The following is a 25,006-nucleotide window of genomic DNA, read 5'->3' on the forward strand; positions in this document are numbered from 1 at the left end:
GCTCGGCGACGGGCCCGTGCCAGCCGGTCAGCAGCTGCTCCCGCTCCGCCGCGCTCAGGATGTCGAGGGTGCCGATCGGCGCGTCGGGGTCGGCGGCCGCCGCCCGCAGCACCCGCACCAGGCGCTCGCCCAGCGTGGCGGCGGTGGCGTGGTCGAACAGGTCGGCCGCGTACTCCACGGCTCCGCCCAGGCCGTTGGCGACGCCGTCGGCGTCGTGCTGCTCGACGAAGGCGAAGGACAGGTCGAACTTGGCCAGCCGCTGGTCGAGGCGGTGCTCGCGGCAGGTGAGTCCGGCGAAGTCGGAGGGGAGGTCCTCGTCGCTGTCCAGCGTCAGCATGGTCTGGAACAGCGGGTGGCGGGCCGGGGTGCGGGCCGGGTTGAGCTGCTCGACGATGCGCTCGAAGGGGAGGTCCTGGTGGTCGAAGGCGTCCAGGTCGAGCTGTCGGACGCGCTCCAGCAGCCGGCGGAAGCTCGGGTCGCCGGAGGTGTCGGTGCGCAGGACGAGGGTGTTGACGAAGAAGCCGACCAGGTCGTCGAGGCCCTCGTCGGTGCGCCCTGCCACGGCCGTGCCCAGCGGGAGGTCGGTGCCCGCGCCGAGCCGGGTGTACAGCGCGGCCACCGCGGCCTGCAGCACCATGAACAGGCTGGCGCGCTCCGTGGCCGCCAACTCCGTGAGCGCCGCGTGCAGTTCGGCGTCCAGGCTGAGGTCGGCGGCGCCGCCGCGACGACTGGGCGCGTTCGGGCGCGGCCGGTCGTACGGGAGGGCCAGCTCCTCGGGCGCCTCGGCCAGGACGCCCTGCCAGTGGGCGAGTTGGGTGGCGAGCACACTCTCCGGGTCGTCCTCGGCGCCGAGCACCTCCTGCTGCCACAGGGTGTAGTCGGCGTACTGGACGGGCAGCGGCTCCCACTGCGGCTCGGCACCGGCCCGGCGGGCCCGGTAGGCGGTGTCCAGGTCGCGGAAGAGCGGCGGGACGGACCAGGCGTCGCTGGCGATGTGGTGCATCAGCACCAGCAGTACGTGATCCTCGGCCGCGAGCGAGAACAGCGTGCAGCGGACAAGCAGTTCGGACGCGAGGTCGAAGACGTGCCGCACCGCCCGGTCCACCCCTGCGGTCAGCTCCCTCTCGTCGGCCACCGCCACGGTGGCCACCTCGAAGGACGCGACGGCCGGGTCGTCCGGCTCGGCGATCGCCTGCCGCGGCCGGCCGTCGGTGGCCGGGAAGGTGGTGCGCAGCACCTCGTGCCGGGCGAGCACGTCACGCAGGGCCAGGGTGAGGACGGCGGCGTCGATCTCGCCGGTCAGCCGCACGGCGAACGGGGTGTTGTAGAGCGCGCTCGGGCCTTCGAGCTGTTCGATGAACCACAGCCGCTGCTGCGCGAACGACAACGGGATCAAGGTCTGCCTCCGGCGGGTGACGTGCTGAGCGGGGACTTGGCGGTCGGGCCACCGGGGACGGCCGGTGGCGCGCGCGACCTACGACGGGCTGCCGGGCCTGCGCATCGGCCTGAGGGCGGGCCGGGCCTTGCGGGCCGCGGGCAGCGCGCCGGCCAGCTCGCCGACCGTGGGGTGGTCGAAGAGGGTGCGGATCGACATCTCGACGCCGAGGGCGGAGCGGATACGGCTGACCAGCTTGGTGGCGAGCAGCGAGTGCCCGCCCAGGTCGAAGAAGCCGTCGTCGATGCTGACCGTGGCCAGGCCGAGCACCTGGGCGAACAGTTCGCACAGGCTCTGCTCCCGGGCCGTCCGGGGTGCTCGGCCCTCCGGCGCGCCGGTGTGGTCGGGGGCGGGCAGGGCGCGGCGGTCGACCTTGCCGTTGGGGGTGACGGGCAGGGTGTCGAGGACGACGACGGCGGAGGGGAGCATGTAGGCGGGCAGGCGGTCGGCGACGAAGGACCGCAGTTCACCCGGGGTGACCTCGCCGGTGACGTAGGCGACCAGGCGCTTGTCGCCGGGCTGGTCCTCGCGGACCAGGGCGAGGGCCTGGCCGACGGCCGGGTGGGCGGTGAACGCGGCCTCGACCTCGGCGAGTTCGATGCGGAAGCCGCGGATCTTGACCTGGTCGTCGGCGCGGCCGAGGAACTCCAGGACGCCGTCGGTGCTCCAGCGCACGAGGTCGCCGGTGCGGTACATGCGCTCGCCCTTGCCGCCGAAGGGGCAGGCGACGAAGCGCTCGGCGGTGAGGTCCGGGCGCCCGACGTAGCCCCGGGCCAGTCCGGCGCCGGCGATGTACAGCTCGCCGGGCACCCCGGCCGGGACGGGCTGGAGGGCGTCGTCCAGCACGTACGTCCGGGTGTTGGCCATGGGGCGGCCGATCGGCACCACGTCCGGCACCGATCCGGCCGAGGGGAGCGGCAGTTGGGTGGCGCAGAGGGTGATCTCGGTCGGGCCGTAGAGCACCCGCGCCCCGATCCCCGGGACGGCCGCCAGCACCCGGCGGACGGCGGGCGCGGAGACCACGTCGCCGCCCGTCAGCACCTCGCGCACACCGTCGAAGACGTCCGGCTCCTCCTCCGCGATCACACGGAACAGCCCTGCGGTGACGTGCACATGGGTGAGCCGGTGGGCCCGGACCAGCCCGCGGATGGCGGCGGCGTCCAGGTCGCCCTGCGGCGCGACGACCACCTGGCCGCCGGAGAGCAGCGGCGCCCACAGCTCGTACGTCGAGGCGTCGAAGGCGTGCGGGGCGTGGAAGAGGACCCGCAGTCCGTCGGGGTGCTGCCAGCACGGGTCCGAGGCGAGCTGCACCACGTCCCGGTGGGTGATGGCGATGCCCTTGGGCTTTCCGGTGGAGCCGGAGGTGAACATCACGTAGGCGAGCTGCTCCGGGTGCGGCGTGGCACGGTGGGTGCGCCGGCGGCGCGGGCCGTCGAACCGGCCCTCGGTGAGTGCCAGGACGGGGCAGGGGCCGTCGGTGGCCAGCGGGTGGTCCTGGTGGGCGGGGTCGACCAGGACGAGCGCCGCACCGGTCTCGGCGGTGATCTGCCGCAGCCGCTCGGCCGGGTGCCGGTCGTCCAGCGGGACGTAGGTGCCGCCGGCCTTGGTGACCGCGAGGATCGCCGTCACCAGCTCGGCGGAGCGGTCCATCAGCAGGACCACCGGGGTGTCGGCGCCGACGCCGGCGTCGGCCAGGTGGGCGGCCAGGTGCTCGGCCCGGGAGTCCAGTTCGGCGTAGCTCAGGCGTTCCGTGCCGGAGACCAGGGCGACGGCGTCGGGGGCGGCGGCGGCCCGGGCCTCGAACAGCTCGGGCAGGGTGGCGTCCGGGACGGGCACGGCGGTGTCGTTCCAGCCGGTGAGCAGCTGCTCGCGCTCGGCCGGGGCGAGGACGTCGATGCCGCCGATCGGCGCGTCGGGGTCGGCCGCGACGGCGTTCAGCACCCGCAGCAGCCGTTCGGCGAGAGCGGTCGCGGTGGTGGCATCGAACAGGTCGGTCGCGTACTCGACGGCGACGGTCAGGCCGGCCCGGGGGCCGGGTCTCTGCTCGGTGAAGCGGAAGGACAGGTCGAACTTGGCCACGTCCAGTTCGAAGGGGTGCTCGGCGCAGGCCAGTTCGCCGAAGGCGGTGGGCACCGCGACGCGGCTCTCCAGGGCGACCAGGGTCTGGAAGAGCGGGTGGCGGCCGGGGGTGCGGGTCGGGTTGAGCTGCTCGACGATGCGCTCGAAGGGGACGTCCTGGTGGTCGAAGGCGTCCAGGTCGGTGCGCCGGACGCGCTCCAGCAGCTCGCGGAAGGTCGGGTTGCCGGAGGTGTCGGTGCGCAGCAGCAGGGTGTTGACGAAGAAGCCGACCAGGTCGTCCAGGGCGACGTCGCCGCGTCCCGCGACGGGGGTGCCGAGCGGCAGGTCGGTGCCGGCGCCGAGACGGGTGTAGAGGGTGGCGACCGCGGCCTGCAGGACCATGAACAGGCTGGCGTTCTGCGCACCGGCCAACTCGGTGAGCGTGGAGTGGAGTTCGGCGCCGAGGGTGGCTTCCACCAGGCCGCCCCGGTGGCTCGGCCGGGCCGGGCGCGGGCGGTCGTAGGGCAGCGCCAGCTCCTCCGGGGCGCCGGCCAGGGCCTGCTGCCAGTGGGCGAGCTGCCCGGTCAGCAGGGCGGTGGGCTGTTCCTGGGTGCCGAGCAGTTCGCGCTGCCAGAGGGCGTAGTCGGCGTACTGGACGGGCAGTGGCCGCCAGTCCGGTGCGGCGCCGGCCGTGCGAGCCCGGTAGGCGGCGGCGAGGTCGCGGAAGAGCGGGGCGACGGACCAGCCGTCGCCGGCGATGTGGTGCATCAGCACCAGCAGCACGTGCTCGTCGTGCGGCAGGGAGAACAGCGTGCAGCGGACGGGGAGTTCGGTCGCGAGGTCGAAGACCTGTCCGCCGGCCTCGGCCAGGGCGGTGCGTAGTTCCTCCTCGGTGGCCACCGGCACGGCCCGCACGGGAAGCCGGGGGGCCTCGGTGACCAGCTGGTGCGGCTGGCCGTCGGTGGTGGGGACGAGGGTGCGCAGCACCTCGTGCCGGGCCACCACGTCCCGTACCGCCTGCTCCAGGGCGGGGAGGTCGACGGCGCCGGTCAGCCGGACCGCGACGGGCGTGTTGTAGAGCGCGCTCGGTCCCTCGAACTGTTCGATGAACCACAGGCGTTGCTGCGCGGGGGAGAGCGGCACGAGTGCGGGCCGGTCGGCGGGCCGCAGGGCCGGGCGGGCCGGTCCGGAGGCGGGCAGCGCGGTGGCCAGGGCGGCCACGGTGGGGTGGTCGAAGAGGGTGCGGATCGGCAGCTCCGCCCCGAGGGCGGTGCGGATGCGGCTGACCAGTTTGGTGGCGAGGAGGGAGTGCCCGCCGAGGTCGAAGAAGCTGTCGTCGATGCTCACCTCGGGCAGCCCGAGGGCGTCGCCGAAGAGTCGGCACAGTTCCCGTTCGGTCTCGGTGCGCGGTGCACGGCCCTCGGTGCCGCTGTAGTCGGGGGCGGGCAGGGCGCGCCGGTCGACCTTGCCGTTGGGGGTGACGGGCAGGGTGTCGAGGACGACGACGGCGGCGGGGAGCATGTAGGCCGGCAGGCGCTCGGCGACGAAGGCGCGCAGGTCCTCGGCGGCGGCCTCGCCGGTGGCGTAGGCGACGAGGCGCTTGTCGCCCGGCCGGTCCTCGCGGACCACGGCCGCCACCTGGCCGACGGCCGGGTGGGCGGCGAACGCGGCCTCGACCTCGCCGAGTTCGATCCGGAAGCCGCGGACCTTGACCTGGTCGTCCGCTCGACCGACGAACTCCAGTTCGCCCGTGGTGGTCCAGCGGACGATGTCACCGGTGCGGTACATCCGGGCGCCGGGTTCGCCGTAGGGGCAGGCGACGAAGCGCTCGGCGGTCAGGGACGGCCGGCCGACGTAGCCCCGGGCCAGTCCGTCGCCCGCCAGGTACAGCTCGCCGGGGACGCCTGCGGGCACCGGGCGCAGCCCGGCGTCCAGCACGTACGCCCGCGTGTTGGGCAGCGGGCGGCCGATCGGCACCACGGCCGGCGGGACCTCGTCGGGGGAGGTCATCGATCGGCGGGTGGCGAAGGTCGTGGTCTCCGTGGGGCCGTAGACGTGTACCAGCCGCAGGCCCGGGCAGGTCTCCAGGACCCGGCGCATGGCGGCGGGCGAGGCGATGTCCCCGCCGGTCCAGACCTCTCGCATTCCGGCGAAGGACTGCGGGGCCTCGGTGGCCAGCAGGTTGAAGAGTCCGACCGTGACGAAGGCGCCCGAGACCTGCTGCCGGCCGAGCAGGTCCGCCAGCTCGGCGATGCCGAGTCGCCCGGGCGGGGCGATCACCAGGCGGCCGCCGGAGAGCAGCGGGGTCCAGAACTCGTAGGTGGAGGCGTCGAAGGCGGTCGGCGAGTGGACGGCCACGCGCGCGTGGCCGTCGGGGCTGAACGCCCCGCCGAGCGCGAGGTCGACGACGGAGCGGTGGGTGATGCCGATGCCCTTGGGCCTGCCGGTCGAGCCGGAGGTGTGCATGATGTACGCCAACTGGTTCATGGAAATGACCAGTTCGAGGTTGTCGGCGGTCTCGTCGCCGACCCTGAGGCTGGTCAGCCCGGCCAGGGCGGGGTGGTCGCGGTCGGTGAGCGCGACGGTGGCGCCCGCGTCGGCGAGGACGGCCCGCAGGCGCTCCTCGGGCTGGGCGTCGTCCAGCGGCACGTACGTGCCACCGGCCTTGAGCACCGCCAGCAGGGCGACCACCAGGGCGGGGGAGCGCTCCAGCAGCACCGCCACCGGCGTCTCGGTGCCCACCCCCGCCCGGACCAGCCGCAGCGCCAAGCCGTTGGCCCGGGCGTTGAGTTCGGAGTACGTCAGCTCCTCGCCGCCGGCGGCCACCGCGACCGCCTCCGGCGTCGCGGCGGCGCGGGCCTCGAACAGCTCCGGCACCGCCCCCGGCGGCAGCTCGGCGACGGGCCCGTGCCAGTCGGACAGCAGCTGCTCGCGCTCCTTCTCGGTCAGCACGTCGACGGCGGCGACGAGTTCGGCCGGGTCGGCGACGATCCGGCCGAGCAGGGCGAGGAAGCGGTCCAGCAGGGCGCGTGCCTCCGCGGGGCTGAAGGCGTCCGGCTGGTGGTCCAGGCGCAGCTGGAGGCCGTCGCCGGGGGTGAGGGCGAGCAGCAGCGGGTAGTGGGCGCTGTCGACGTCCTCGACCAGGGTGACGTGGGTGGCGCCGCTCGGGTCGGCCTGGTCCAGGGCGGACGGGTCCGGGTAGTTGCCGTACACCGTGACGGTGTCGAACAGGCTGCCCAGCCCGGCGAGTTGCTGGATCTCGGTGAGGCTGAGGTGCTGGTGGTCCAGCAGCGCGGACTGCTCGTGCTGCAGGCGCAGCAGCAGCTGCCCCCAGCTCTCGGCCGCGTCGAGGCTGACCCGCACCGGCACGGTGTTGATCAGCAGGCCCATCATCCGCTCGACGCCCGGCAGGTCGTGCGGCCGGCCGGAGACGGTGGTGCCGAAGAGCACGTCCTCCCGCCCGGTGAGCCGGGCCAGCAGCACACCCCAGGCGGCCTGGACGAGGGTGTTGAGGGTGACGCCGTAGCGGCGGGCGGTACGGCCGAGTGCCTCGGTGGCCTCGGGGGTGAGACCGGTGTGCAGGCGCAGCGGCAGCCGCGGGGTGGCGGGGGTGCGGCCCGCGGCGAGCAGGGTCGGCTCGTCCACTCCGGCGAGGGCCTCGGCCCAGGCGGTGCGGGCGGCGGCGCCGTCGCGCCGGATGATCCAGCGCAGGTACTCGCGGTAGGGGGCGGCCGGGGGCAGCGGCTGCCGGAAGTACAGGGCCCACAGCTCCTCGGCGAACAGCGGGGTGGACCAGCCGTCCAGCAGGATGTGGTGGGCGGCGGCGATCAGCCGGTGGCGGCCGGGGGCCAGGGTGAGCAGGGTGTAGCGCAGCAGCGGCGGCCGGGCGAGGTCGAAGCGGCGGCCGTACTCGGCGGCGGCGATCCGGTCGGCCTCGCCCGCCGGGTCGGGGTGGGCGGTCAGGTCGAGGACGGTGAAGGGCAGTTCGACCCGGTCCGGGACGGCCTGGACGGGCGGCCCGTCGGGGCGCTGGTGGAAGCCGGCCCTGAGGTTGGGCTGGCGCAGCAGCAGCGCCTCGGCGGCGGCGCGCAGCCGTTCGGCGTCGACGGGGCCGGTCAGGTCGAAGGTGCAGACGGAGGTGTAGACGTCGGCGCCGTCGGTGTCGTACGCGGCGTGGAAGGCCATGCCCTGCTGGAGCGGGGAGGTGGGCCAGACGTCCACCAGGGCGGCGGGGGCGTGGAGCGCGGTGAGCCGGTCGAGCTCCTCCTGGCCCAGGGCGACCAGCGGGAAGTCGGAGGGGGTGTGCCCGCCGGCGTCCGGCCGTTCGGCGTGCTCGGCGAGCGCGGCCAGCGCGGTGAACCAGGCCTCGGCGAGGGCGCGGACCCGCTCCTCGGTGAGCAGTTCACCTGCCCAGGACCACTGGGCGACCAGCAGCGGGCCCTGCGGGGTGTCGACGGTGGTGGCGTCCAGGCCCAGGACCCGGCCGAGCGCCAGGCCCGGGGCGGCGCCCTCGGTCATCGCCTCGGCCCCGGCGAGCACGTCCTCGGCGGTGACGCCCTCGGGCTGGAAGCGGCCCAGATAGTTGAACTCGACCTGCGGCTCGGCGTACCCGGCGAGCAGGTCGGTGGTGGCCGGGTTGAGGTGGCGCAGCAGCCCGTAGCCGATGCCGTTGTCCGGTACGGCGCGCAGCTGCTCCTTCACCCGCCCGAGGGCGCGGCCGAGTCCGGGGCCGGCGGCGGTGACCTCGGACCAGGGCAGTGCCCCGGAGGCGAGCCGTACGGGGTACACGGAGGTGAACCAGCCGGCGGTTCGGTGCAGGTCGACTCCGTCGACGACCTCCTCGCGGCCGTGCCCCTCCAGGCTGAGCAGCACCGCCCCGTCCGGCCCGGCCGGGTCGGCGCCGCGCCAGTGGCCGAGGGCGAGGGCCAGCGCGGTGAGCAGGACGTCGTTGACCTGGGCGTGGTAGGCGGCGGTGACCCGGGTGAGCAGCGCCTGGGTGGTGCCGGCGGGCAGCACCAGGCGCAGGGTGCCCTCGGTGGCGTAGGTGTCCCGGGCGGGGTCGAGGGGGCGGTCGCCGAGCAGCGGGTCCGGGGTGGCCAGGACGGCCTGCCAGAAGGGGAGTTCGGCGGCCCGGCGGTCGGTGCGGGCCTCGGCGGTGAGCCGCTGGGCCCAGCGGCGGAAGGAGGTGGGCACCGGCGGCAGCGCCGGCTCCCGGCCCTCGCGGACGGCGGCGAGCGCGGCGAGCAGGTCCTCCTCGACGATGCGCCAGGTGACGCCGTCCACCACCAGGTGGTGGATCACCAGCAGCAGCTGGGCGGGCCGTTGCGGACCGGCGTCGAAGCGGACGGCCTGGAGCATCCGGCCGTCCTCGGGGGAGAGGCGGTCGCGGGCGGCCCCGGTCTCGGCGCGCAGCGCCCGCGCGGTGGCCGGGCCGGCGGCGGTGCGCAGCAGGGACTCGGCGGGGACGGCGCCGGGGGCGGGGACGTGCAGGGTCCAGGGGCGCTCGGCGAGCGGGGAGGTACGGGCCCGGAGGACGTCGTGGTGGTCCAGCAGGGCCTGCAGGGCGGCGACCAGATCGGTGGTCGCCGTCCCGTCGGGGAGGGTGAGCAGGGTGGACTGGTAGAAGCTCTCCACGGCGCCGCGCTGCTCGGACAGCCAGTGCACGATGGGCGTCGGCGGCACCTCGCCCAGGCCGGCCCCCTCGGGCTCGGCCGCGACCGGGCCCTCCAGCGGGCGGGCGAGCCGGGCCAGCGCCTCGACGCTCGGGGCGTCGAAGACCGCGCGCGGGGTGAGCTGCAGCCCGGCGTGCCGGGCCCGGGAGACCAGCTGGATGGCCACGATGGAGTCGCCGCCGAGCTCGAAGAAGGACTCGGTGACGCCGACCCGGGGGATCCCCAGCACCTCGGCGAAGAGCCGGGCGAGAGTGTGCTCCAGCTCCCCGGCGGGGGCCCGGCCGCCCTCCTCGCCCGTGCCGAACACCGGCGCCGGCAGGGCGCGCTTGTCGACCTTGCCGTTGGGCGTGAGCGGCAGCCGGTCGAGCACCACGACGGTGGGCACCATGTGGTCGGGCAGCCGCTCGGCGCAGTGGGCGCGCAGCTCGGCCGGGTCCGCGGCGCCGACGGTGTAGCCGACCAGCCGGCGCTCGCCCGGGCGGTCCTCGCGCACCAGCACCACGGCCTGGCGCACCCCGGGGTGGGCGGAGAGGGTCTGCTCGATCTCGCCGGGCTCCACCCGGAAGCCGCGGATCTTCACCTGGTCGTCGGCCCGGCCGAGGAAGTCCAGCTGGCCGTCGGGCCGGTAACTGCCGAGGTCGCCGGTGCGGTACATCCGCTCCCCGGGCTCACCGAACGGGCAGGCGACGAAGCGGTCGGCAATCAGGCCGGGGCGGCCCACGTAGCCGCGGGCCAGGTGCGGGCCGGAGACGTACAGCTCGCCCACGCCGCCCGGCCCGACCGGTCGCAGCCGTTCGTCCAGCACGTGGACGCGCACGTCCTGGCAGGGGTGGCCGATCGGGGGCTGCTCGGCGCCGGTGAGCGGCTCGCTCATGGTGACGATGACGGTGGTCTCGGTAGGACCGTAGCTGTTGAGCATCAGGCGGTCGCGGCCGAGCCGGGCGGCCAGCTCGCGCGGGATGGCCTCACCGCCGCCGATCAGGGTGCGCAGGCTGGGCAGCGGGGTGTCCGGCAGGGTGGCGGCCATCGCGGTGGCGACGTCGGCGTGGGTGACGCCGTACCGGTCGATCAGGGCGGCCAGCGCGTCGCCGACCAGCTGGCTCTGCTCGCGGGGGAGAACGAGCGCGGCGCCGGTGGTCAGGGCCACCGCCAGGTCGGAGACGGAGACGTCGAAGCTGAGCGAGGCGGCCTGGAGCACCCGGCTGCCGGGGCCGACCCCGGTGGCGGCGACCTGGGTGCCGATCATGCTGGGCAGGCCGGTGTGGGTGACGGCCACGCCCTTGGGCACCCCGGTGGAGCCGGAGGTGTAGATGACGTACGCGGTGTTGCCGGCGCTCAGCGGCCGCACCCGCTCCTCGGCGGTGAACGGCGTGCCCGGCCGGCCGGCGAGCGCGGCGAGGTGCTCGGCGGAGTCGAGCAGCAGCCGGGGGGCGCCGGTGTCGGGCAGCCGCTCCGCGGTGGCGGCGGTGGTGAGCACCAGGGCGGCGCGGGAGTCGGTGAGCATGTGGCGCAGCCGCTCGGCCGGGTAGGCCGGGTCGGCGGGCAGCCAGGCCGCGCCGGTCTTGGCCACGGCGAGGATCGCGGCGACGGCCTCGGGGGACTTCGGCAGGGCGAGTGCGACGACGTCCTCGGTACCCAGGCCGCGGTCCGCGAGCACCCGGGCCAGCCGGTTGGCGCGGGCGTCCAGCTCGGCGTAGGTGAGGGTGGTGTCGTCCGCGTACAGCGCGGGGGCCTGCGGGGTGCGGGCGACCTGGGCGTCGACCAGGTCGGTGAGGGTCGGGCGCGGGTCGGGGCGGGCCGGGGCCCGGTCGGCCAGCCGGGTGGCCAGCGCGGACGGGGTAGGGGCGTCCAGCAGGAGCGGCAGCGGCACGCGGAAGCCGAGTTCGGCCCGCACCCGGGCCAGCAGCCGCACGGCGGCGGGCCGGTCACCGCCCAGCTCGAAGAAGCCCGCCGCGGGGTCGACCGACTCCCGGCCGAGCACCTCCGCGAACAGTCGACACAGCTCCTCGGCCGATGCCGGCCGCGGATCGGCTCTGTGCGTCTGCTGGTCCCCGGACATGTGCGTCTCTCCCTCGTTGCGGCTTGACCCGCGGGGCGGTCGGCCCGGTCGGCCCGGGGTGTCCGGGCAGCCGGCGGAGCGTGTTTTGGGGCGGTGCCGGTGGTGTGGTGCCGGTGGGGGCGCCGGGGCGGCGCCGCGGTCAGTGGCCGGACAGGTGGGCGACCAGGCTCTTCGGCCGCAGGTCCTGCCAGTGCTGCTCGACGTAGTCGACGCAGTCCTGGCGGGCGGCGGCGCCGAAGACCCGCTGCCAGCCGTCGGGCACCGGGCTGAAGACCGGCCACAGTGAGTGCTGGCCCTCGTCGTTGACCAGGACGAGGTACTCGGCCTCGGGGTCCTCGAACGGGTTCGCCATCGTCGGTTTCCTCTCTGTTCGGAGAATTACGAGGAGGGGGGAATTACGTCGGAGCGCGGTGAACGGATCAGGTCGACTTACCGTTACCGGGCTCAGTTTTTGACGTGTTCACGGCCCCCAGCCGGAGTCGTCCCCGTGCACGGCCGAGAGCCCGGCGGCAGCGGCGGACCGGTACGGTTCGGTGTGGCTCTGGAGGCCGACCGCGGCAACCAGCAGAACGGCCAGAATCCCGAGCATCTTGTGAATGCGAGCGGCAAGATCCGTCATGGCGAATTCCTTTTCCTGAGGCGGGCGGTGTGTGCGCTCCTCGCTGTGAACGAATCCTGCCGAGGCTCAAACTGGCGTGGAAGCTCTGGTTGTTATCGGGATCACGCAATGCGGGAACCGGAAGCGTGAACAGACTGTGTCAAAAACGGGCAGATCTGATGCAATGAGCACCTGGCTCTGTCAGATCAGTGGTGGGAGGCGAGGCACGCGCAGGCCCGGGCCACTGCCCGGAACGGGTCAGTGCCGGGAGCCCCGCCGCAGCTCCTCCCGCACGGTCGGCCAGTCCCCGGCCCACGGACGACCCGCCCCGGCCGGCGACTCCAGGGCCAGCGTGGCCAGGTAGACCCGCTTGAGCGCCGCCCGCTCGTCCCGCACCCGCCCCGCCGCCTGCTCGATCCGGCGCAACCGGGCGTGCAGCCGCTCCAGCGCGCCCCCGCCCGCGAGCACCCGCCGTGCCTCGGGGCCGAACCGGAATCCGGGCGCCAGCAACGGCCAGGCCGCCCGCCACACCCGGAACACCTCCCGGTGGCCCGGGCCCCACTCCCGCTCGGCCTGGCCCAGCCGCTCCAGTGCCACCGCCTCGGTCGGCGCCGTGCAGATCTCGCGCAGGGTCCGGGCCAGCCCGCTCCAGTCCTCGCCCGGCGCGTGCCGCAGCGCGGCGTGCAGCAGGTGGGCCACCGAGGTGTGCACCACCGTGCGCGGCCACGCCGCGGCCGCCGCCTCGACCAGCCCCGCCCCGGCGTCACCCACCAGCACCCAGACCTCGCGCACCCCGCGCTCGGCCAGCCCGGCCAGCACCTCCGGCCAGTGCTCCCCGTCCGAGGCCGGCCACAGGCCCAGCACCTCGCGCAGACCGTCGGCGGAGATCCCGAGCGCCAGGTGCACCAGCGGGCCGCCCGAGCGGCCGCTGCGCACCGAGTCGAGGAAGACCACCGGGTAGACCGGGTCCAGCGGGCGCCCGCGCCGGTCGGCGAGCTCGTCGAGCACCTGGTCGGTGATCACCGAGACGGTCTCCCGGCTGAGCTCCACGCCGTACACCTCGGCGAGGTGCGCCACCAGCTCGCCCGAGCTGAGTCCGCGCGCGGTGAGCGAGACCACCAGCCGGTCCAGGCCGGGCAGCCGGCGGGCCCGCGGCCGTACCGTACGGGGCGCGAAGCTGCCGTCGCGGTCGCGCGGCACCCGCACGTCCACCGGCCCGATCTCGGTGAGCAGCCGCCTGGCCCGCGCGCCGTTCGGGCCGTTGGGGCCACCGGGACGCCCGGCGACCGTACGGCCGTTGGCGCCGGTCGGGCTGTTGGTGCCGGCCCCGCGCAGGTGCTCCTGGAGTTCGAGCTCCAGGGCGCGCTCGATCAACTGCTTGGCGAGTGCCTGCAGCAGCCCGCCCTCGCCCAGCAGTTGCACCGCGCCGGAACCGACCTGCGCGGCGGCGGCCTCCGCGAGCTGCCGCACCAGCCGCTGGTCCACCAGCTCGGCCAGGTCCACGGTTGGGGGCTGCGGATCGGGATCAACTCGCAACAAGGGGGTGTCCTCCGTCCGTCGGCCGGCCAGTCCACCGGCCGTTCGCTCCGGCCGCCCTGACGGGTCGACACGTGCAATGCGGCGGCCATCCGCCCGTCACCGGAGCCGGGTACGGTCGTCCTCGCCGTCACCACCGTCGGACGCCGTTTCCGGGCATGCCCGGTTTCGCCGTGAACCGCTGATTTCCGCGCCTTCAGGGCGTACACTCGCGGCTGTCGTGGCCCGGGGGGGATGCGTCCGAACAGCAGGCAGGCACCATCCTGCCCTTTCGGATGCCTGGCTGTAGCCGGTGCGGGCATTCGTGAAAGCGCAATGCCGAAGCCGGAAGGATGCCCAGATGTGCGTATCCCAGGACACCTGCACGGAAAAGGGGACGCCCCAACTCTGTGACCGGGGTATCGAGTACTACCGGACCGCTCTCGCCGAGGGCGACGCCACCGGACAGGCCCCCGAGTGCCTGCTCAGCATGGGCCTGCTGCGCACCCTGCCCGGCGCCGGGCAGCGGCTCGCTCCCGTCCCGCCCGACCTCGCGGTCACCGGCCTGGCCCGGCCGCTCGAACTCGCCGTCCTGGCCCACCAGGAGCAACTGGCCGAACTCCGCACCGCCTTCACCGCCGCCGAGCAGGCCTACCGGGACGTGATGAGACAGGCCCAGCTCCCGATCCGCCTGCTGGCCGGCGAGGAGATCAACCCCGCGCTGGAGAAGGCCGTCGCCGCCTGCACCGAGGAGCTGCTCACCGCCCAGCCCGGCGGCGGCCGCGGCGCCGACCAGCTCGCCGACGCCCTCCCGCGCGACCTCGCCCTCGCCGAACGCGGAGTGCGCCAACGCACCCTCTACCAGCACACGGTGCGCTCGCACGGCCCGACGCTCGCCTACATCGAGCAGGTCACCGCCCGAGGCGCCCAGGTGCGCACCCTCAACGAGGTCTTCGACCGGGTCATCATCTGCGACCGCTCCACCGCCTTCATCCCGGCCGGCGCCAAGCGCGAGGCCGCCGCGGTGCTCATCCAGTTCCCACCGCTGGTCGAGTACCTGCTCAAGATCTACGAGTTGATGTGGGAACGCGCCGAGCCGGTCACCTATCTGGAGGGCCACCACCGCCCCCGGCTGCTCACCGACCGCACCCGCCGGAACGTGCTGCGGCTGATGGTCAACGGCTTCACCGACGAGGCCATCGCCTCCCGCCTGGGCATGAGCACCCGCACCGTGTCCAGCCACATCCAGAAGGCCAGCGAGCTCCTCGGCAGCCGCAGCCGCGGGCACCTCGGTTACATCATCGCGCGCGAGGGCGTGCTGGACGAACCGCTCGACGAACTCTGACGGAACGTCAGACAGGGGCTGCGGAACGGCCGGAAATTCGTTCGCGTCCCACGGGCCGGTCGGCGAAGCTGCCCGGATGCAGCGAGCGAACAGCCGGACCGTGACGGTCGATCTCACCCATGAGGACGAGTACTACGGGCAGTTGGGCCCGTTCGAGGCGGACCTCGGATGGTGGTCCTCGGTGGACGGCGTCGTCGCGCGGGCGACGGAACTGGCCGGAGTGCCGGTGCTGGTGACCAGGCTGGTCGACGGGCACAGCGAGGATCCGGGCCACGGCGGCCGGGTGCGCTACCACGCCGAGGCGCTCCGGCCGCCGACCGCCCTCGCACCCCGCCCGCTGGACGACGGGACGGCCGCCCTGCTGGCGCCCGCCGCCCGGCGCGCCGCCTGGGCCACGCCCGAGGGACTGCGCGAGGCGCTGGCCTGGGCGCGGACCCGACTCGCCGCCGCGGGACGACCGGCCGGGGCCGCGCGACAGATCCGCACCTGGAACCTGTCCGCCCTCTTCCGCCTCCCCACCGCCACCGGCACCGACGCCTGGCTGAAGACCACCAGCCCGCGGTTCAACGCGCGCGAGGGGGAGGTGATCGCGCTGCTCGGCGCGGCCGACCCCTCGCTCGTCCCGGCCGTCCTCGCCGCCGACCCGGCCCACGGCCGGCTGCTGCTCGACCACGTCCCCGGCGAGGACTGCTGGAGCCCGTCCGCCGGGACCGTCGCCGACGTCCTCCCGCGCTTCGTCGCCGCCCAGGCGGCCCTGGCCGGCCGCCCGGGCGCGCTCGCCGGCCTGCGCGACCGCACGCCCGCCGCGCTGCACACCCAGTTCACGGCGCTGCTGGACCGGCTCCCCGCCGAGACCGACCTGACGACCGGGGAACAGCAACGGCTGCGGGACTTCGCCGCCCGGCTGCCCGCGCTGCTGGACGAACTGGCCGCCTGCGGGCTCCCCGAGACGCTGCTGCACGGCGACTTCCACCCCGGGAACTGGCGCACCAACGACGGCAGCCCGGTCGTGGTCGACTACGCCGACGCCTGCCTCGGCCACCCCGCCCTGGACGGTCTGCGCCCCCGCGCCTACCTCACCCCGGACGCCTGGCAGCACGCCGCCGGGGTCTGGACGACGGCCTGGCGCGAGCACGCCCCCGGCTCGGACCCGCGCCGCGCCCTCGAACTCGCCGAGCCGCTGTACCACCTGTCCTACGCGCTGCGGTACCAGGAGTTCCTGGACCACATCGAGCCCAGCGAGCGTCCGTACCACGAGGGAGACCCGGCCGCCGAACTGCGCGCCGTTCTGGCGACGGACGTTTCGACCCGCTGAATGTGGGCAGCGGCTGGGCACCGAAGGACGAGGGAGGACCTGATGTCAACCGGGACCCTCATCGCGATCATCGTCCCCGTGGTGGTCGTACTGATCGTGGCCGCCGTGGTGCTGTGGTACGTGAACCGCCGCCGCCGGCTGCAACAGCGGTTCGGCCCGGAGTACGAGCGCGCCGTCCGCCGTACCGGCAGCCAGCGGGCCGCCGAGCGGGACCTGCGGGAGCGGGAACAGCGCCACGACCAGCTGGAGATCACGCCGCTGCCGGCGGACGCGAGACAGCGGTACGCCGAGGACTGGAAGCGGGTCCAGCAGGAGTTCGTCGACCAGCCGGGCGAAGCCGTCCAGCACGCCGACCGGCTGGTCACCCTGCTGATGCACGACCGCGGCTATCCCACCGAGGGCTACGAACAGCAGCTCCGGGACCTGTCCGTCGAGCACGGACGGACGCTTGAGCACTACCGTGCGGCCCACGCGACCAACGCCTCGGCCCGACGGGACGACGCCACCACCGAGGAACTCCGGGGCGCGATGGTGCACTACCGCGCGCTGTTCGCGGAGCTCCTGAACGGTGACGAGCCCCCGGGCCGGGACCGCGGAGCCGAAAGGAGATGACCGAGATGTCACACATGCACTTCGACCACAAGGGGCGGATGACCACCGAGAAGGCCGCCGCCACCGAGGAGGAACAGCGGACCGGGGCCGAGCAGGACGCCGGTGCGGTGTTCGGTTCCGAGGAGCAGGGGGACACCGGGCGCCGGGAGGAAGGGCAGCGGGCCGTCTTCCCGGGCGAGGCCACCGGCGGCAGCGCCGGTACGGCCGACAAGACCGACACGACCGGTACGACAGGTGCGACAGGTACGACCAGCACCGCTGACATCGCGGGCACGACCGGCAGCACCGAAACGACCGGCAGCACCGACACGGCGGACACGACGGACACGACCGGTACCACCGGATCGACCGAGGGCCGTGGCACGACCGGCACCACCGGCACCGGTGGCGGCCGCGACGAGGCAGGTGACCGCACGACCCGTGCCGAGGAGGGCGAGATGCCGGACCGGTCGGACGAGGGCCACGGCCCCGACCGCGAACCGCTGCTCCCGGACGCGGAGACCCAGGAGCTGCGGGAGCGCTGGCAGCAGGTGCAGACGGACTTCGTCGACGACCCCCGCGAGGCCGTCCACACCGCGGACGCCCTCGTCGCCGACCTCATGCAGCGACTGGCCGCGTCCTTCGCCGACCGCCGCAGCAGTCTCGAAGGCCAGTGGAACCGGGGTGACGAGGTCGAGACCGAGGAGCTGCGGGTCGCCCTCCAGCAGTACCGCACCTTCTTCAACCGTCTGTTGCAGAGCTGAGGGAGGAGGGCCCGAGTCCGCAGCCCAAGCGGCCCGCAGCACAAGCGGCCCGGGTGGAACCTACGCCGCCGAACCCGGTGCCGTCGCGGCTGGTGCCCGAGCTGCCGTTGCAGGAGCTGGAGTGCCTCTCCGTCCTGGTGCACCAGCTGCACCGGGGACGGACCGCAGAGCTGCTCGGCCTCCCGCAGGCCCGGTGCCGCCTGCCGCGGGGCGCGGCGGGCGGCACCGGGGCGGTCAGTCCGCCGGGGCGATCCGGTGGCCTCCGCGCGCCGAGTGGAGGGCCAGCGCCTCGACCGGGCAGTACTCCACCGCCTCGGCCAGCCCGTCCGTCAACTCCGCGCCCGTGTCGGCGTACCCGGCCACCGGCCGGGCCCGTCCGTCGGCGTCCAGGGCCAGCGAGTTGGGGGCGCTCAGGGCGCACATCCCGGAGCCGATGCAGCGGTCCCGGTCGACCCGGACCACCACCGGCTCCGTCTCGGCGGGGCCCGTCACCAGGTGACCCGCAGCGCGTTGGGACTGCGGGTGAGCAGCCCGCGCCGCCAGTCGATGTCCTCGACCGGGTCGGCCATCCGCAGCGAGGGCAGCCGGCGGGCGAGCCGGTGCAGGGCGAGTTCGAGTTCCATCCGGGCCAGCCAGGCTCCCAGGCAGTGGTGCGGTCCGGCGCCGAAGGTGAGCATCGGCGCGGCCAGCGGGGAGAAGAGTTCCGTGCGCAGGTCCCCGGTGAAGACCTCGGGGTCCTGGTTGGCGGAGCCGGTGTCGGCGGCGACGACGCTGCCGGCCGGGATGACCACCCCGCCGATCTCGACGTCCTCCACCGTGCGGCGCAACAGCCCGGGCATGTGCTCCGCGGCGTCGCCGAGCGGGACGGCCCGCAGGATCTGCTCGGTCGCGGCGGCCGCGCTGGCCTCGTCGGAGGCGAGCCGCCGCCAGGCCTCGTGGCCGTCCTGGAGCAGGTAGACCAGGGCGTTGCCGAGGCTGGTCATCGTGGTCTCGTGCCCGGCCACCACCAGGCCGATGACCAGCGCGGTCAGCTGGCCCTCGGTGATCGAGCCGTCCTCGGCGGCGGCCGCGAGCAGGCTGCTGACCAGGTCCTCGCCCGGGGCGGCGCGCCGTTCGGCGATCACCTCGGCGCCGAAGGCGGCGAACTCGGTCATCGCGGTGGCGATCGCCTCGGCGCTGTAGGCGGTGGTGGAGAGCGCGTGGTCGCTCCAGTGCGCGAGCCGCTTGCTGTCGAGGTTGTCCAGGCCCATCAGACGGCTGATCACCGCGACCGGCAGCGGCCGGGTGTAGGCGCCGACGATGTCGGCGGGGGAGCCCCGGTCGATCAGCTCGTCGATCAGCGACTCGACCACCGAGGCCACCCAGGGCTTCCAGCGGGCGATCGCGCGCGGGGTGAACGCCCGCTGCACGGTGCGGCGCAGCCGCTGGTGCTCGGTGCCGTCGATGTTCAGCATGCTCTGCGGGTCGTCCAGGATGTTCGGCGTGACCATGAGCGGCGGGGCGTCCGGCGCGTAGAGCGGGGCGCGCCCCAGGCGCGGGTCGGTCAGCACCTGGCGGACGTCGGCGTGCCGGCTCACCAGCCAGACCGGGGTGCCGGTGGGCAGCGCGGCGAGCCGGGGCGGGCCGGGGTCCAGGTGGCGCAGGCAGTGCAGCGGGGGGAGCGGGGCGGTGCCGGTGCCGGCACCGGTCGCACTGTTCTCGGTGGACATCCGTACTCCAGACTCCAGGGCAGGGGCCGCTGGGCGGCCCGACGGGGGGTGGATCCGGGGTGTGGTGCGGGGACGGGCGGTTCGGGCGGTGGCGGCTCGACCCAGGGCCGGCGGTGCGGGTGGTGCCGGGGCGGTGCGGTGGGGCCGGGGAAGCTGCCCGCGCGGGGGCACGGGCGGTGCGCGGGACGGCGCTGTGCGGCGCCGGATGGCGCGAAACGTGCGGAGGCGCACGGTCGGTGCGCGCCCGGCACGCGCGGCGCGCGGTGGCGTGCCGTCAGGTGGGACGGATGTGCTGAGCGTGGTCGCGTGGACCGTCTCAGCTACGACCGTACGTGGACGCCGGGGCGCCCGTCTGCGGCACTTCCAGCCAACGGCGGCGCTTTCCGGGCAGTTCGTAGCACGCTGACGGGCGCTCAGCGCCACCCGCGCGCCCCTCGCCGCCGGACCGCGCGGGGGCGGGCGCCGCGTCGGTGGCCGACCGGGCGGGCGCTACCCTTCGTGGGCAGTCTTTCAGTGGCGCTCCCCCAGTGCCCCTACAGTTCTCCTGCAGTCCTTCTGCAGTCGTTTGTCGCAGGTCACGCCGGTGCAGAGCCGCATCGGCACGACGGAGGTGGAATCGGATGGCCCAGCAGGTCAAGGCAGTCATCGCGCGTGCCAAGGGCGCGCCCGTGGAGGTGACCACGATCGTGGTGCCGGACCCGGGGCCGGGCGAGGCGGTGGTCCGGATCCAGGCCTGCGGCGTCTGCCACACGGACCTCCACTACCGCGAGGGCGGCATCAACGACGAGTTCCCGTTCCTGCTCGGCCACGAGGCCGCGGGCGTCGTGGAGTCGGTCGGCGAGGGCGTGACCGAGGTCGAGCCCGGCGACTTCGTCGTCCTCAACTGGCGCGCGGTGTGCGGCCAGTGCCGCGCCTGCAAGCGCGGCCGCCCGCAGTACTGCTTCAACACCCACAACGCCGAGCAGAAGATGACGCTGCTGGACGGCACCGAGCTGTCCCCGGCGCTGGGCATCGGCGCCTTCGCCGAGAAGACCCTGGTCGCGGCCGGCCAGTGCACCAAGGTCGACCCGGCCGCCGAGCCGGCCGTCGCCGGCCTGCTGGGCTGCGGCGTGATGGCCGGCCTCGGCGCCGCGATCAACACCGGCAACGTGGGCCGCGGCGACACCGTCGCCGTGATCGGCTGCGGCGGCGTCGGCGGGGCGGCCGTGATGGGCTCCCGGCTGGCCGGCGCGTCGAGGATCATCGCGGTGGACATCGACGACCGCAAGCTGGAGACGGCCCGCAGGCTCGGCGCGACCCACACCGTCAACTCCCGCACCACCGACCCGGTCGAGGCCATCCGCGAGCTGACCGGCGGCAACGGCGCGGACGTCGTGGTGGAGGCCGTCGGCCGCCCCGAGACGTACAAGCAGGCCTTCTACGCCCGCGACCTCGCCGGCACCGTCGTCCTGGTCGGCGTGCCGACCCCCGAGATGACGCTCGAACTCCCGCTGCTGGACGTCTTCGGCCGCGGCGGCGCGCTCAAGTCCTCCTGGTACGGCGACTGCCTGCCCTCCCGGGACTTCCCGATGCTGATCGACCTGCACCTCCAGGGCCGCCTGGACCTCGGCGCCTTCGTCACCGAGACCATCGAACTCGACGCGGTGGAGCAGGCCTTCGAGCGCATGCACCACGGCGACGTGCTCCGCTCGGTGGTGGTGTTCTGATGGCCGCCCGGATCGACCGGCTGGTCACCGCCGGGACCTTCGAACTCGACGGCGGCAGCTGGGAGGTGGAGAACAACGTCTGGATCGTCGGCGACGACGAGGAGGCGGTGGTGATCGACGCCGCGCACGACGCCGACGCCATCGAGGCCGCGCTCGGCGGGCGCCGGCTGCTGGCGATCGTCTCCACCCACGCCCACAACGACCACGTGGACGCCGCCCCGGCGCTGGCCGGGCGCACCGGAGCGCCGATCCTGCTGCACCCGGACGACCTCCCGCTGTGGAAGCTCACCCACCCCGAGCGGCTCCCGGACGGCGAACTCGCCGACGGCCAGCGGATCGCGGTGGCCGGCACCGAGCTGACCGTGCTGCACACCCCCGGCCACGCGCCCGGCGCGGTCTGCCTCTACGCGCCCGGGCTGGGCACGGTGTTCACCGGCGACACCCTGTTCCAGGGCGGTCCGGGCGCCACCGGCCGCTCGTTCTCGCACTTCCCGACCATCATCGACTCGATCCGGGAGCGACTGCTGTCCCTCCCGGCCGACACGGTGGTGCGCACCGGCCACGGCGACCCGACCACGATCGGTGCCGAGGCCCCGGCCCTGCCGGAGTGGATCGCCCGCGGCCACTGACGTCCCGAACCGGTACGGCCCCCGGGGAGTTGATCACTCCCCGGGGGCCGTACCATCGCGATCATGGCCCACGACCCGCGCGACCTCGACGACGCCTTCCTCGCCTTCTGGCGCGAGCGGCACATCTCCACCCTGACCACCAGCCGCCCGGACGGGACCCCGCACGTGGTGCCGGTCGGCGTCACCTTCGACCCGGCGACCGGCACGGCCCGGGTCATCACCAGCCGCACCAGCCGCAAGGCCCGCAACGTCGCGGCGGCCGGGCCCGAGGGTCTGCCGGTCGCGGTCTGCCAGGTCGACCGGGCCCGCTGGTCCACCCTGGAGGGCACCGCCGTCCTGCGCGACGAGCCCGCGCAGGTCGCGGACGCCGAGCGCCGCTACGCCGAGCGCTACCGCACCCCGCGGGAGAACCCGGACCGGGTGGTCATCGAGATCACCGTCCAGCGCGTCCTCGGCCGCGCCTGACGCTCCGCCCCGCCGCTCACCCGGCTGCGCCCGCTGCTCACTCGGCTCTGCGGCACTCCGCTCCGCCCGCTGCTCACTCCGCGAGCGCCGGGGCGATCCTGCGCAGCACCGACGGCCAGCCCTGCCCCATCCCCTGGTGGGCCTGCCGGCCCATCGGGGCGTCCAGGTCGAAGCCCGTGTGCTCCAGCAGCAGCCGGGTGCCGTGCCCCTCGGGCACCAGCCGCCAGGTGACGGTGGTGTCCAGGGTCCCGGCGGCGAAGCTGTAGCGGAGCAGCCGCTCCACCTCCACCTCGACCACCTCGCACGGCTGCTGCCCCCACGGCCCCATGTCCAGGGTGAACCGGTGCCCCACCACCGCCTTCACGTCCCCGGCGGCCCACCACCGCGCGTGCAGTTCCGGATGGGTCAGCGCCTCCCAGACCCGCGCCGGCGGGTACGGCAGGAACTCGTCGCAGTGGATCGCGGCCTTTTCGGTCATGACCTCTCCTCGTCCAGGAGCTCGCGCAGCGAACGCATCCGCGCCCGCCAGTAGTGCTCAAACGGGTGGAGCCACTCCTCGACCTCGGCCAGAGGGCCCGGCTCCAGGTGGTAGTACCGATGCCGCCCGCGCGGTTCCTCCCGCACCAGCCGGGCGTTCCGGAGCACCGCCAGGTGCTCGGACACGGCCGGCCGGCTGAGCTCGAACTCCCCGGCCAGGTCCCCGGCCGCCCGTGGCCCGGCCCGCAGGCTCTCCAACAGTTTCCGCCGCACGGGGTTGGCCAGCGCGCTGAAGACATCGACGTCCGCCATGGCTCCACCATGCGTCGGAGACTCCCGACATGTCAACTTCTTCCGACACGTAATGCCGGAGTGGAGGGGGTGGACAGGGCGAGCAGGACGCCCGCACCGAGGACGGCGAGGGCGGTCCGCGGCGGAGTGCGGCGCGGCAGGAGGTTGTGGTTGCCCCGACTGCGGTCAGACCTCTGGGCCGGAGCGGCCCGCGGGTCAGAAGGTGTAGCTCTCCAGGTGGTCGAGGCGCAGGAAGCGGGCGCCCGGGTCGGCCCGGTGGACGGCTGCTTCGAGCGCGGCGAGGCCGCCCCAGTCGCGGGCCGGTTCGGCGAGGGGGTGGTCGAAGTCGTCCCAGTGGGTGGGGACGACGTACGGCGGGTGGTCGAGGACGTCCAGGAGGCGGGGGACGTAGTCGGGGACGGACGCCCCGCCGGGCTGGAGGAGGAGGACGTCCGGGGCGAGGCCGGCGAGGTGGCGGGCGTCGTAGTTGGCGCCGCCGCTGTCGAGGATGCCCAGCCCGTCGCCGACGGTGATCAGGTAGGCGAGGGTGCCGCCCTCGACGAGGTCCGAGATGACGCGCGGGCGGGGCGGCGGCGAGCCGGGGCGGGTGCCGGGAAAGGGCACCTTGGAGCGGGGGCCGGTCATCGAGTGCAGCGAGTTGATGACCTGGATGGTGTAGCCGTCGAACTGCAGGTACTCGCCGCCGTGCACCACCGACAGCTGGTCCTCGGGCGCGCCCAGCGCGGTCAGCAGGTTGGCGTGGGTCTCGGTGCCGAGGACGGTCGCGCCGGTGCGGGCGGCGAGGTACGGCACGTCGGGCAGGTGGTCGTAGTGGCCGTGGGTCACCAGGATCTGGTCGGCGCGCAGCCGGAGGCCGTCGATGAGGGCGGTGTCGACGCTGAGCGGGGTGGCGGGGTCGGCGCCCTTCGGGGTGTACGTCCCGGTGCGGAAGCGGGTGATCCAGGGGTCGATCAGGATCGTGGTGGGCCGGTCGGGATCGCCGAAGGTGATCTCCCAGCCGTTGTTGCCCAGCCAGCGCAGCCGTACCCCGGCCGAGCCGGGCGGGCCGGGGCGGTTCCGTCGGCGGCCGGAGGGGCGGACACCGGCCGCCGCGGCGGCCTGGCCGGGGGCGGCCCCCGTCAGGGCGGTGGCGCCGGCGAGGGTCGCGGCACCGGTCGCGGAGGCGGTGAGCAGACGGCGGCGGGACAGGCGCTCGGCGGCGGACGCGTGTCGACGGGGGTTCAGGATCATCTCAACAGCCTTTCCGGGACGGTTCGTTCGGGGGCGGCAGCAGCCTCCCGGCGCGGCGGCGCCCGACCGCGCGGGCAGCCGGCGGCGGTCGGACGTGGGCGGGCAGCAGGCGGCCGTCGCTCGTGGACGGTCAGCCGAGGGCGGTGACGACGGCCTTGGTGGCCTCGGCGATCAGGGCGTCGTCGGAGGTGGCGCCGGCCTTGCCGCGGTCGGACAGCACGACGAGGACGATCGGGCTGCGCCCGCCGGGCGGCCAGGCGACGGCGACGTCGTTGCGGGTGCCGTACTCTCCGGTGCCGGTTTTGTCGCCGATCCTCCAGTCGGCGGGCACACCCGCGCGGATGAACCTGGCGCCGGTGGTGTTGCCGACCAGCCAGTCGGTGAGCAGTCGGCGCCGGTCCTCCGTCAGGACGTCGCCGAGGGCGTAGCGGCGCAGGTCGGCGGCGAACGCGCGGGGCGTGCTGGTGTCGCGGGGGTCGCCCGGGGTCGCCTCGTTCAGGGCGGGCTCGTTGCGGTTGACGTTGGTGGTCGGGTCGCCCAGCTCGCGCAGGGTCCGCTGGAGGGCTTCCGGGCCGCCGAGTTCGGTGAGGAGGAGGTTGGCGGCCGTGTTGTCGCTGTACTCGATGGCGGCGGCGGCCAGGTCACGCACCTTCATGCCGGTGTCCACGTGCTGGGAGGTGATCGGTGCCCAGGTCAGCACGGACTCCTGGCGGTAGCTGACCACCTTGTCCAGCTCCTGGTCGCTCGCCGTGCGCAGCAGGGCCCCGGTGAGCAGCGCCTTGATCGTGGAGGCGAAGGCGAAGCGCTCGTCGGGGCGGTGGGCGACCTCCCGGCCGCTGCCGGTGTCCACCGCGTACACGCCGAGGCGGGCGCCGAAGTGCTGTTCGAGGTCCTTGAAGGCCGCGTCGGTCGGGCCGGCGGAGGTCGTGGCGGCGGAGGTGGTGGCGGCGGTGGTCGCGACCGCCACCGGCGCGCCGGTGCCGCCGGAGGTGCCCTGACCGCAGCCGGCGGTCAGGGCCGCCGCGAGCAGGGCGACGGCGGGCAGCGCGGTACGGGGGTGGCGGAACGACGACGTCATCGGTGCTCTCCAGAGAGGCGTACGGGAAGGCCGCGTGGTCGGGCCTCG

The 25,006-nt window shown here is 74.7% G+C and carries 17 protein-coding genes and 1 pseudogene; 7 read left to right on the forward strand and 11 right to left on the reverse strand.

The window, feature by feature from the left end; translation table 11 throughout:
• Positions 1 to 40: 40 nt before the first annotated feature.
• The 5 genes and pseudogenes from ACZ6Z8_RS17850 to ACZ6Z8_RS17870 all read right to left on the reverse strand — a co-directional run.
• Positions 41 to 1,396, reverse strand: a pseudogene (locus tag ACZ6Z8_RS17850) (condensation domain-containing protein); the annotation flags it as partial.
• Positions 1,397 to 1,474: 78 nt separating this feature from the next.
• Positions 1,475 to 11,224, reverse strand: a complete 9,750-nt coding sequence (locus ACZ6Z8_RS17855; RefSeq protein WP_465610761.1) for an amino acid adenylation domain-containing protein — start codon at positions 11,222 to 11,224, stop codon at positions 1,475 to 1,477.
• 139 nt (positions 11,225 to 11,363) lie between these two features.
• Positions 11,364 to 11,576, reverse strand: a complete 213-nt coding sequence (locus ACZ6Z8_RS17860) for an MbtH family protein (protein ID WP_030280678.1) — start codon at positions 11,574 to 11,576, stop codon at positions 11,364 to 11,366.
• A gap of 108 nt (positions 11,577 to 11,684) precedes the next feature.
• Positions 11,685 to 11,843, reverse strand: a complete 159-nt coding sequence (locus ACZ6Z8_RS17865; protein ID WP_465610763.1) for a hypothetical protein — start codon at positions 11,841 to 11,843, stop codon at positions 11,685 to 11,687.
• Positions 11,844 to 12,080: 237 nt separating this feature from the next.
• On the reverse strand, positions 12,081 to 13,325 hold the full coding sequence (locus ACZ6Z8_RS17870; RefSeq protein ID WP_465611135.1) for an IS256 family transposase: 1,245 nt from the start codon (positions 13,323 to 13,325) through the stop codon (positions 12,081 to 12,083).
• 373 nt (positions 13,326 to 13,698) lie between these two features.
• Between ACZ6Z8_RS17870 and ACZ6Z8_RS17875 the strand changes: the two genes are divergently transcribed.
• From ACZ6Z8_RS17875 to ACZ6Z8_RS17890, 4 genes are all read left to right on the forward strand, one after another.
• Positions 13,699 to 14,682, forward strand: a complete 984-nt coding sequence (locus tag ACZ6Z8_RS17875; protein ID WP_465610765.1) for a helix-turn-helix transcriptional regulator — start codon at positions 13,699 to 13,701, stop codon at positions 14,680 to 14,682.
• Between the two features lie 76 nt (positions 14,683 to 14,758).
• Complete coding sequence (locus ACZ6Z8_RS17880) at positions 14,759 to 15,997, forward strand: phosphotransferase family protein (protein WP_465610767.1); 1,239 nt, start codon at positions 14,759 to 14,761, stop codon at positions 15,995 to 15,997.
• Positions 15,998 to 16,039: 42 nt separating this feature from the next.
• Entirely contained in the window at positions 16,040 to 16,609 is a 570-nt protein-coding gene (locus tag ACZ6Z8_RS17885; protein WP_465610769.1) for a hypothetical protein, read from the forward strand.
• Entirely contained in the window at positions 16,606 to 17,352 is a 747-nt protein-coding gene (locus ACZ6Z8_RS17890) for a hypothetical protein (protein WP_465610771.1), read from the forward strand. Before ACZ6Z8_RS17885 ends, ACZ6Z8_RS17890 begins: the two co-directional genes overlap by 4 nt.
• Before the next feature lie 234 nt (positions 17,353 to 17,586).
• On the opposite strand, the gene ACZ6Z8_RS17895 is transcribed toward ACZ6Z8_RS17890, so the two are convergent.
• Together ACZ6Z8_RS17895 and ACZ6Z8_RS17900 are read right to left on the reverse strand one after the other, a co-directional pair.
• Positions 17,587 to 17,844: a ferredoxin gene (locus ACZ6Z8_RS17895; RefSeq protein WP_465610773.1), complete on the reverse strand. Its 258-nt coding sequence runs from the start codon at positions 17,842 to 17,844 to the stop codon at positions 17,587 to 17,589.
• Positions 17,841 to 19,061, reverse strand: a complete 1,221-nt coding sequence (locus tag ACZ6Z8_RS17900; protein ID WP_465610775.1) for a cytochrome P450 — start codon at positions 19,059 to 19,061, stop codon at positions 17,841 to 17,843. The genes ACZ6Z8_RS17895 and ACZ6Z8_RS17900 overlap by 4 nt, the downstream gene beginning before the upstream one ends.
• Positions 19,062 to 19,681: 620 nt before the next feature.
• On the opposite strand from ACZ6Z8_RS17900, the gene ACZ6Z8_RS17905 reads away from it, so the two are divergent.
• The 3 genes from ACZ6Z8_RS17905 (at position 19,682) to ACZ6Z8_RS17915 (ending at position 21,861) form a co-directional block, all read left to right on the forward strand.
• Positions 19,682 to 20,767, forward strand: coding sequence for an S-(hydroxymethyl)mycothiol dehydrogenase (locus tag ACZ6Z8_RS17905; RefSeq protein WP_465610777.1), 1,086 nt, complete (start codon positions 19,682 to 19,684; stop codon positions 20,765 to 20,767).
• Positions 20,767 to 21,396, forward strand: coding sequence for an MBL fold metallo-hydrolase (locus tag ACZ6Z8_RS17910; RefSeq protein ID WP_465610778.1), 630 nt, complete (start codon positions 20,767 to 20,769; stop codon positions 21,394 to 21,396). The genes ACZ6Z8_RS17905 and ACZ6Z8_RS17910 overlap by 1 nt, the downstream gene beginning before the upstream one ends.
• 63 nt (positions 21,397 to 21,459) lie before the next feature.
• Positions 21,460 to 21,861, forward strand: coding sequence for a pyridoxamine 5'-phosphate oxidase family protein (locus tag ACZ6Z8_RS17915; protein WP_402821917.1), 402 nt, complete (start codon positions 21,460 to 21,462; stop codon positions 21,859 to 21,861).
• A 73-nt stretch (positions 21,862 to 21,934) separates the two neighbouring features.
• On the opposite strand, the gene ACZ6Z8_RS17920 is transcribed toward ACZ6Z8_RS17915, so the two are convergent.
• From ACZ6Z8_RS17920 to bla, 4 genes are all read right to left on the reverse strand, one after another.
• Positions 21,935 to 22,339: an SRPBCC family protein gene (locus ACZ6Z8_RS17920; protein WP_465610779.1), complete on the reverse strand. Its 405-nt coding sequence runs from the start codon at positions 22,337 to 22,339 to the stop codon at positions 21,935 to 21,937.
• Positions 22,336 to 22,650 carry an ArsR/SmtB family transcription factor gene (locus tag ACZ6Z8_RS17925; protein ID WP_465610781.1) on the reverse strand — a complete coding sequence of 105 codons (315 nt, stop codon included), beginning with the start codon at positions 22,648 to 22,650 and terminating at the stop codon, positions 22,336 to 22,338. Before ACZ6Z8_RS17925 ends, ACZ6Z8_RS17920 begins: the two co-directional genes overlap by 4 nt.
• Positions 22,651 to 22,845: 195 nt before the next feature.
• Entirely contained in the window at positions 22,846 to 23,880 is a 1,035-nt protein-coding gene (locus ACZ6Z8_RS17930; protein WP_465610783.1) for an MBL fold metallo-hydrolase, read from the reverse strand.
• A 130-nt stretch (positions 23,881 to 24,010) separates the two neighbouring features.
• Positions 24,011 to 24,958 carry a class A beta-lactamase gene (gene bla / locus ACZ6Z8_RS17935; protein ID WP_465610784.1) on the reverse strand — a complete coding sequence of 316 codons (948 nt, stop codon included), beginning with the start codon at positions 24,956 to 24,958 and terminating at the stop codon, positions 24,011 to 24,013.
• Between the last annotated feature and the right edge of the window lie 48 nt (positions 24,959 to 25,006).

This window comes from Kitasatospora sp. NPDC101108, assembly GCF_055584725.1.

What these genes read in the sequence shown, in the direction of transcription:
- ACZ6Z8_RS17855 (WP_465610761.1), bottom strand. Translation starts at nt 11,224, where the DNA reads ATGTCCGGGGACCAGCAGACGCACAGAGCCGATCCGCGGCCGGCATCG.
- ACZ6Z8_RS17860 (WP_030280678.1), bottom strand. Translation starts at nt 11,576, where the DNA reads ATGGCGAACCCGTTCGAGGACCCCGAGGCCGAGTACCTCGTCCTGGTC.
- ACZ6Z8_RS17865 (WP_465610763.1), bottom strand. Translation starts at nt 11,843, where the DNA reads ATGACGGATCTTGCCGCTCGCATTCACAAGATGCTCGGGATTCTGGCC.
- ACZ6Z8_RS17875 (WP_465610765.1), top strand. Translation starts at nt 13,699, where the DNA reads ATGTGCGTATCCCAGGACACCTGCACGGAAAAGGGGACGCCCCAACTC.
- ACZ6Z8_RS17880 (WP_465610767.1), top strand. Translation starts at nt 14,759, where the DNA reads ATGCAGCGAGCGAACAGCCGGACCGTGACGGTCGATCTCACCCATGAG.
- ACZ6Z8_RS17885 (WP_465610769.1), top strand. Translation starts at nt 16,040, where the DNA reads ATGTCAACCGGGACCCTCATCGCGATCATCGTCCCCGTGGTGGTCGTA.
- ACZ6Z8_RS17890 (WP_465610771.1), top strand. Translation starts at nt 16,606, where the DNA reads ATGACCGAGATGTCACACATGCACTTCGACCACAAGGGGCGGATGACC.
- ACZ6Z8_RS17900 (WP_465610775.1), bottom strand. Translation starts at nt 19,061, where the DNA reads ATGTCCACCGAGAACAGTGCGACCGGTGCCGGCACCGGCACCGCCCCG.
- ACZ6Z8_RS17905 (WP_465610777.1), top strand. Translation starts at nt 19,682, where the DNA reads ATGGCCCAGCAGGTCAAGGCAGTCATCGCGCGTGCCAAGGGCGCGCCC.
- ACZ6Z8_RS17910 (WP_465610778.1), top strand. Translation starts at nt 20,767, where the DNA reads ATGGCCGCCCGGATCGACCGGCTGGTCACCGCCGGGACCTTCGAACTC.
- ACZ6Z8_RS17915 (WP_402821917.1), top strand. Translation starts at nt 21,460, where the DNA reads ATGGCCCACGACCCGCGCGACCTCGACGACGCCTTCCTCGCCTTCTGG.
- ACZ6Z8_RS17920 (WP_465610779.1), bottom strand. Translation starts at nt 22,339, where the DNA reads ATGACCGAAAAGGCCGCGATCCACTGCGACGAGTTCCTGCCGTACCCG.
- ACZ6Z8_RS17925 (WP_465610781.1), bottom strand. Translation starts at nt 22,650, where the DNA reads ATGGCGGACGTCGATGTCTTCAGCGCGCTGGCCAACCCCGTGCGGCGG.
- ACZ6Z8_RS17930 (WP_465610783.1), bottom strand. Translation starts at nt 23,880, where the DNA reads ATGATCCTGAACCCCCGTCGACACGCGTCCGCCGCCGAGCGCCTGTCC.
- bla (WP_465610784.1), bottom strand. Translation starts at nt 24,958, where the DNA reads ATGACGTCGTCGTTCCGCCACCCCCGTACCGCGCTGCCCGCCGTCGCC.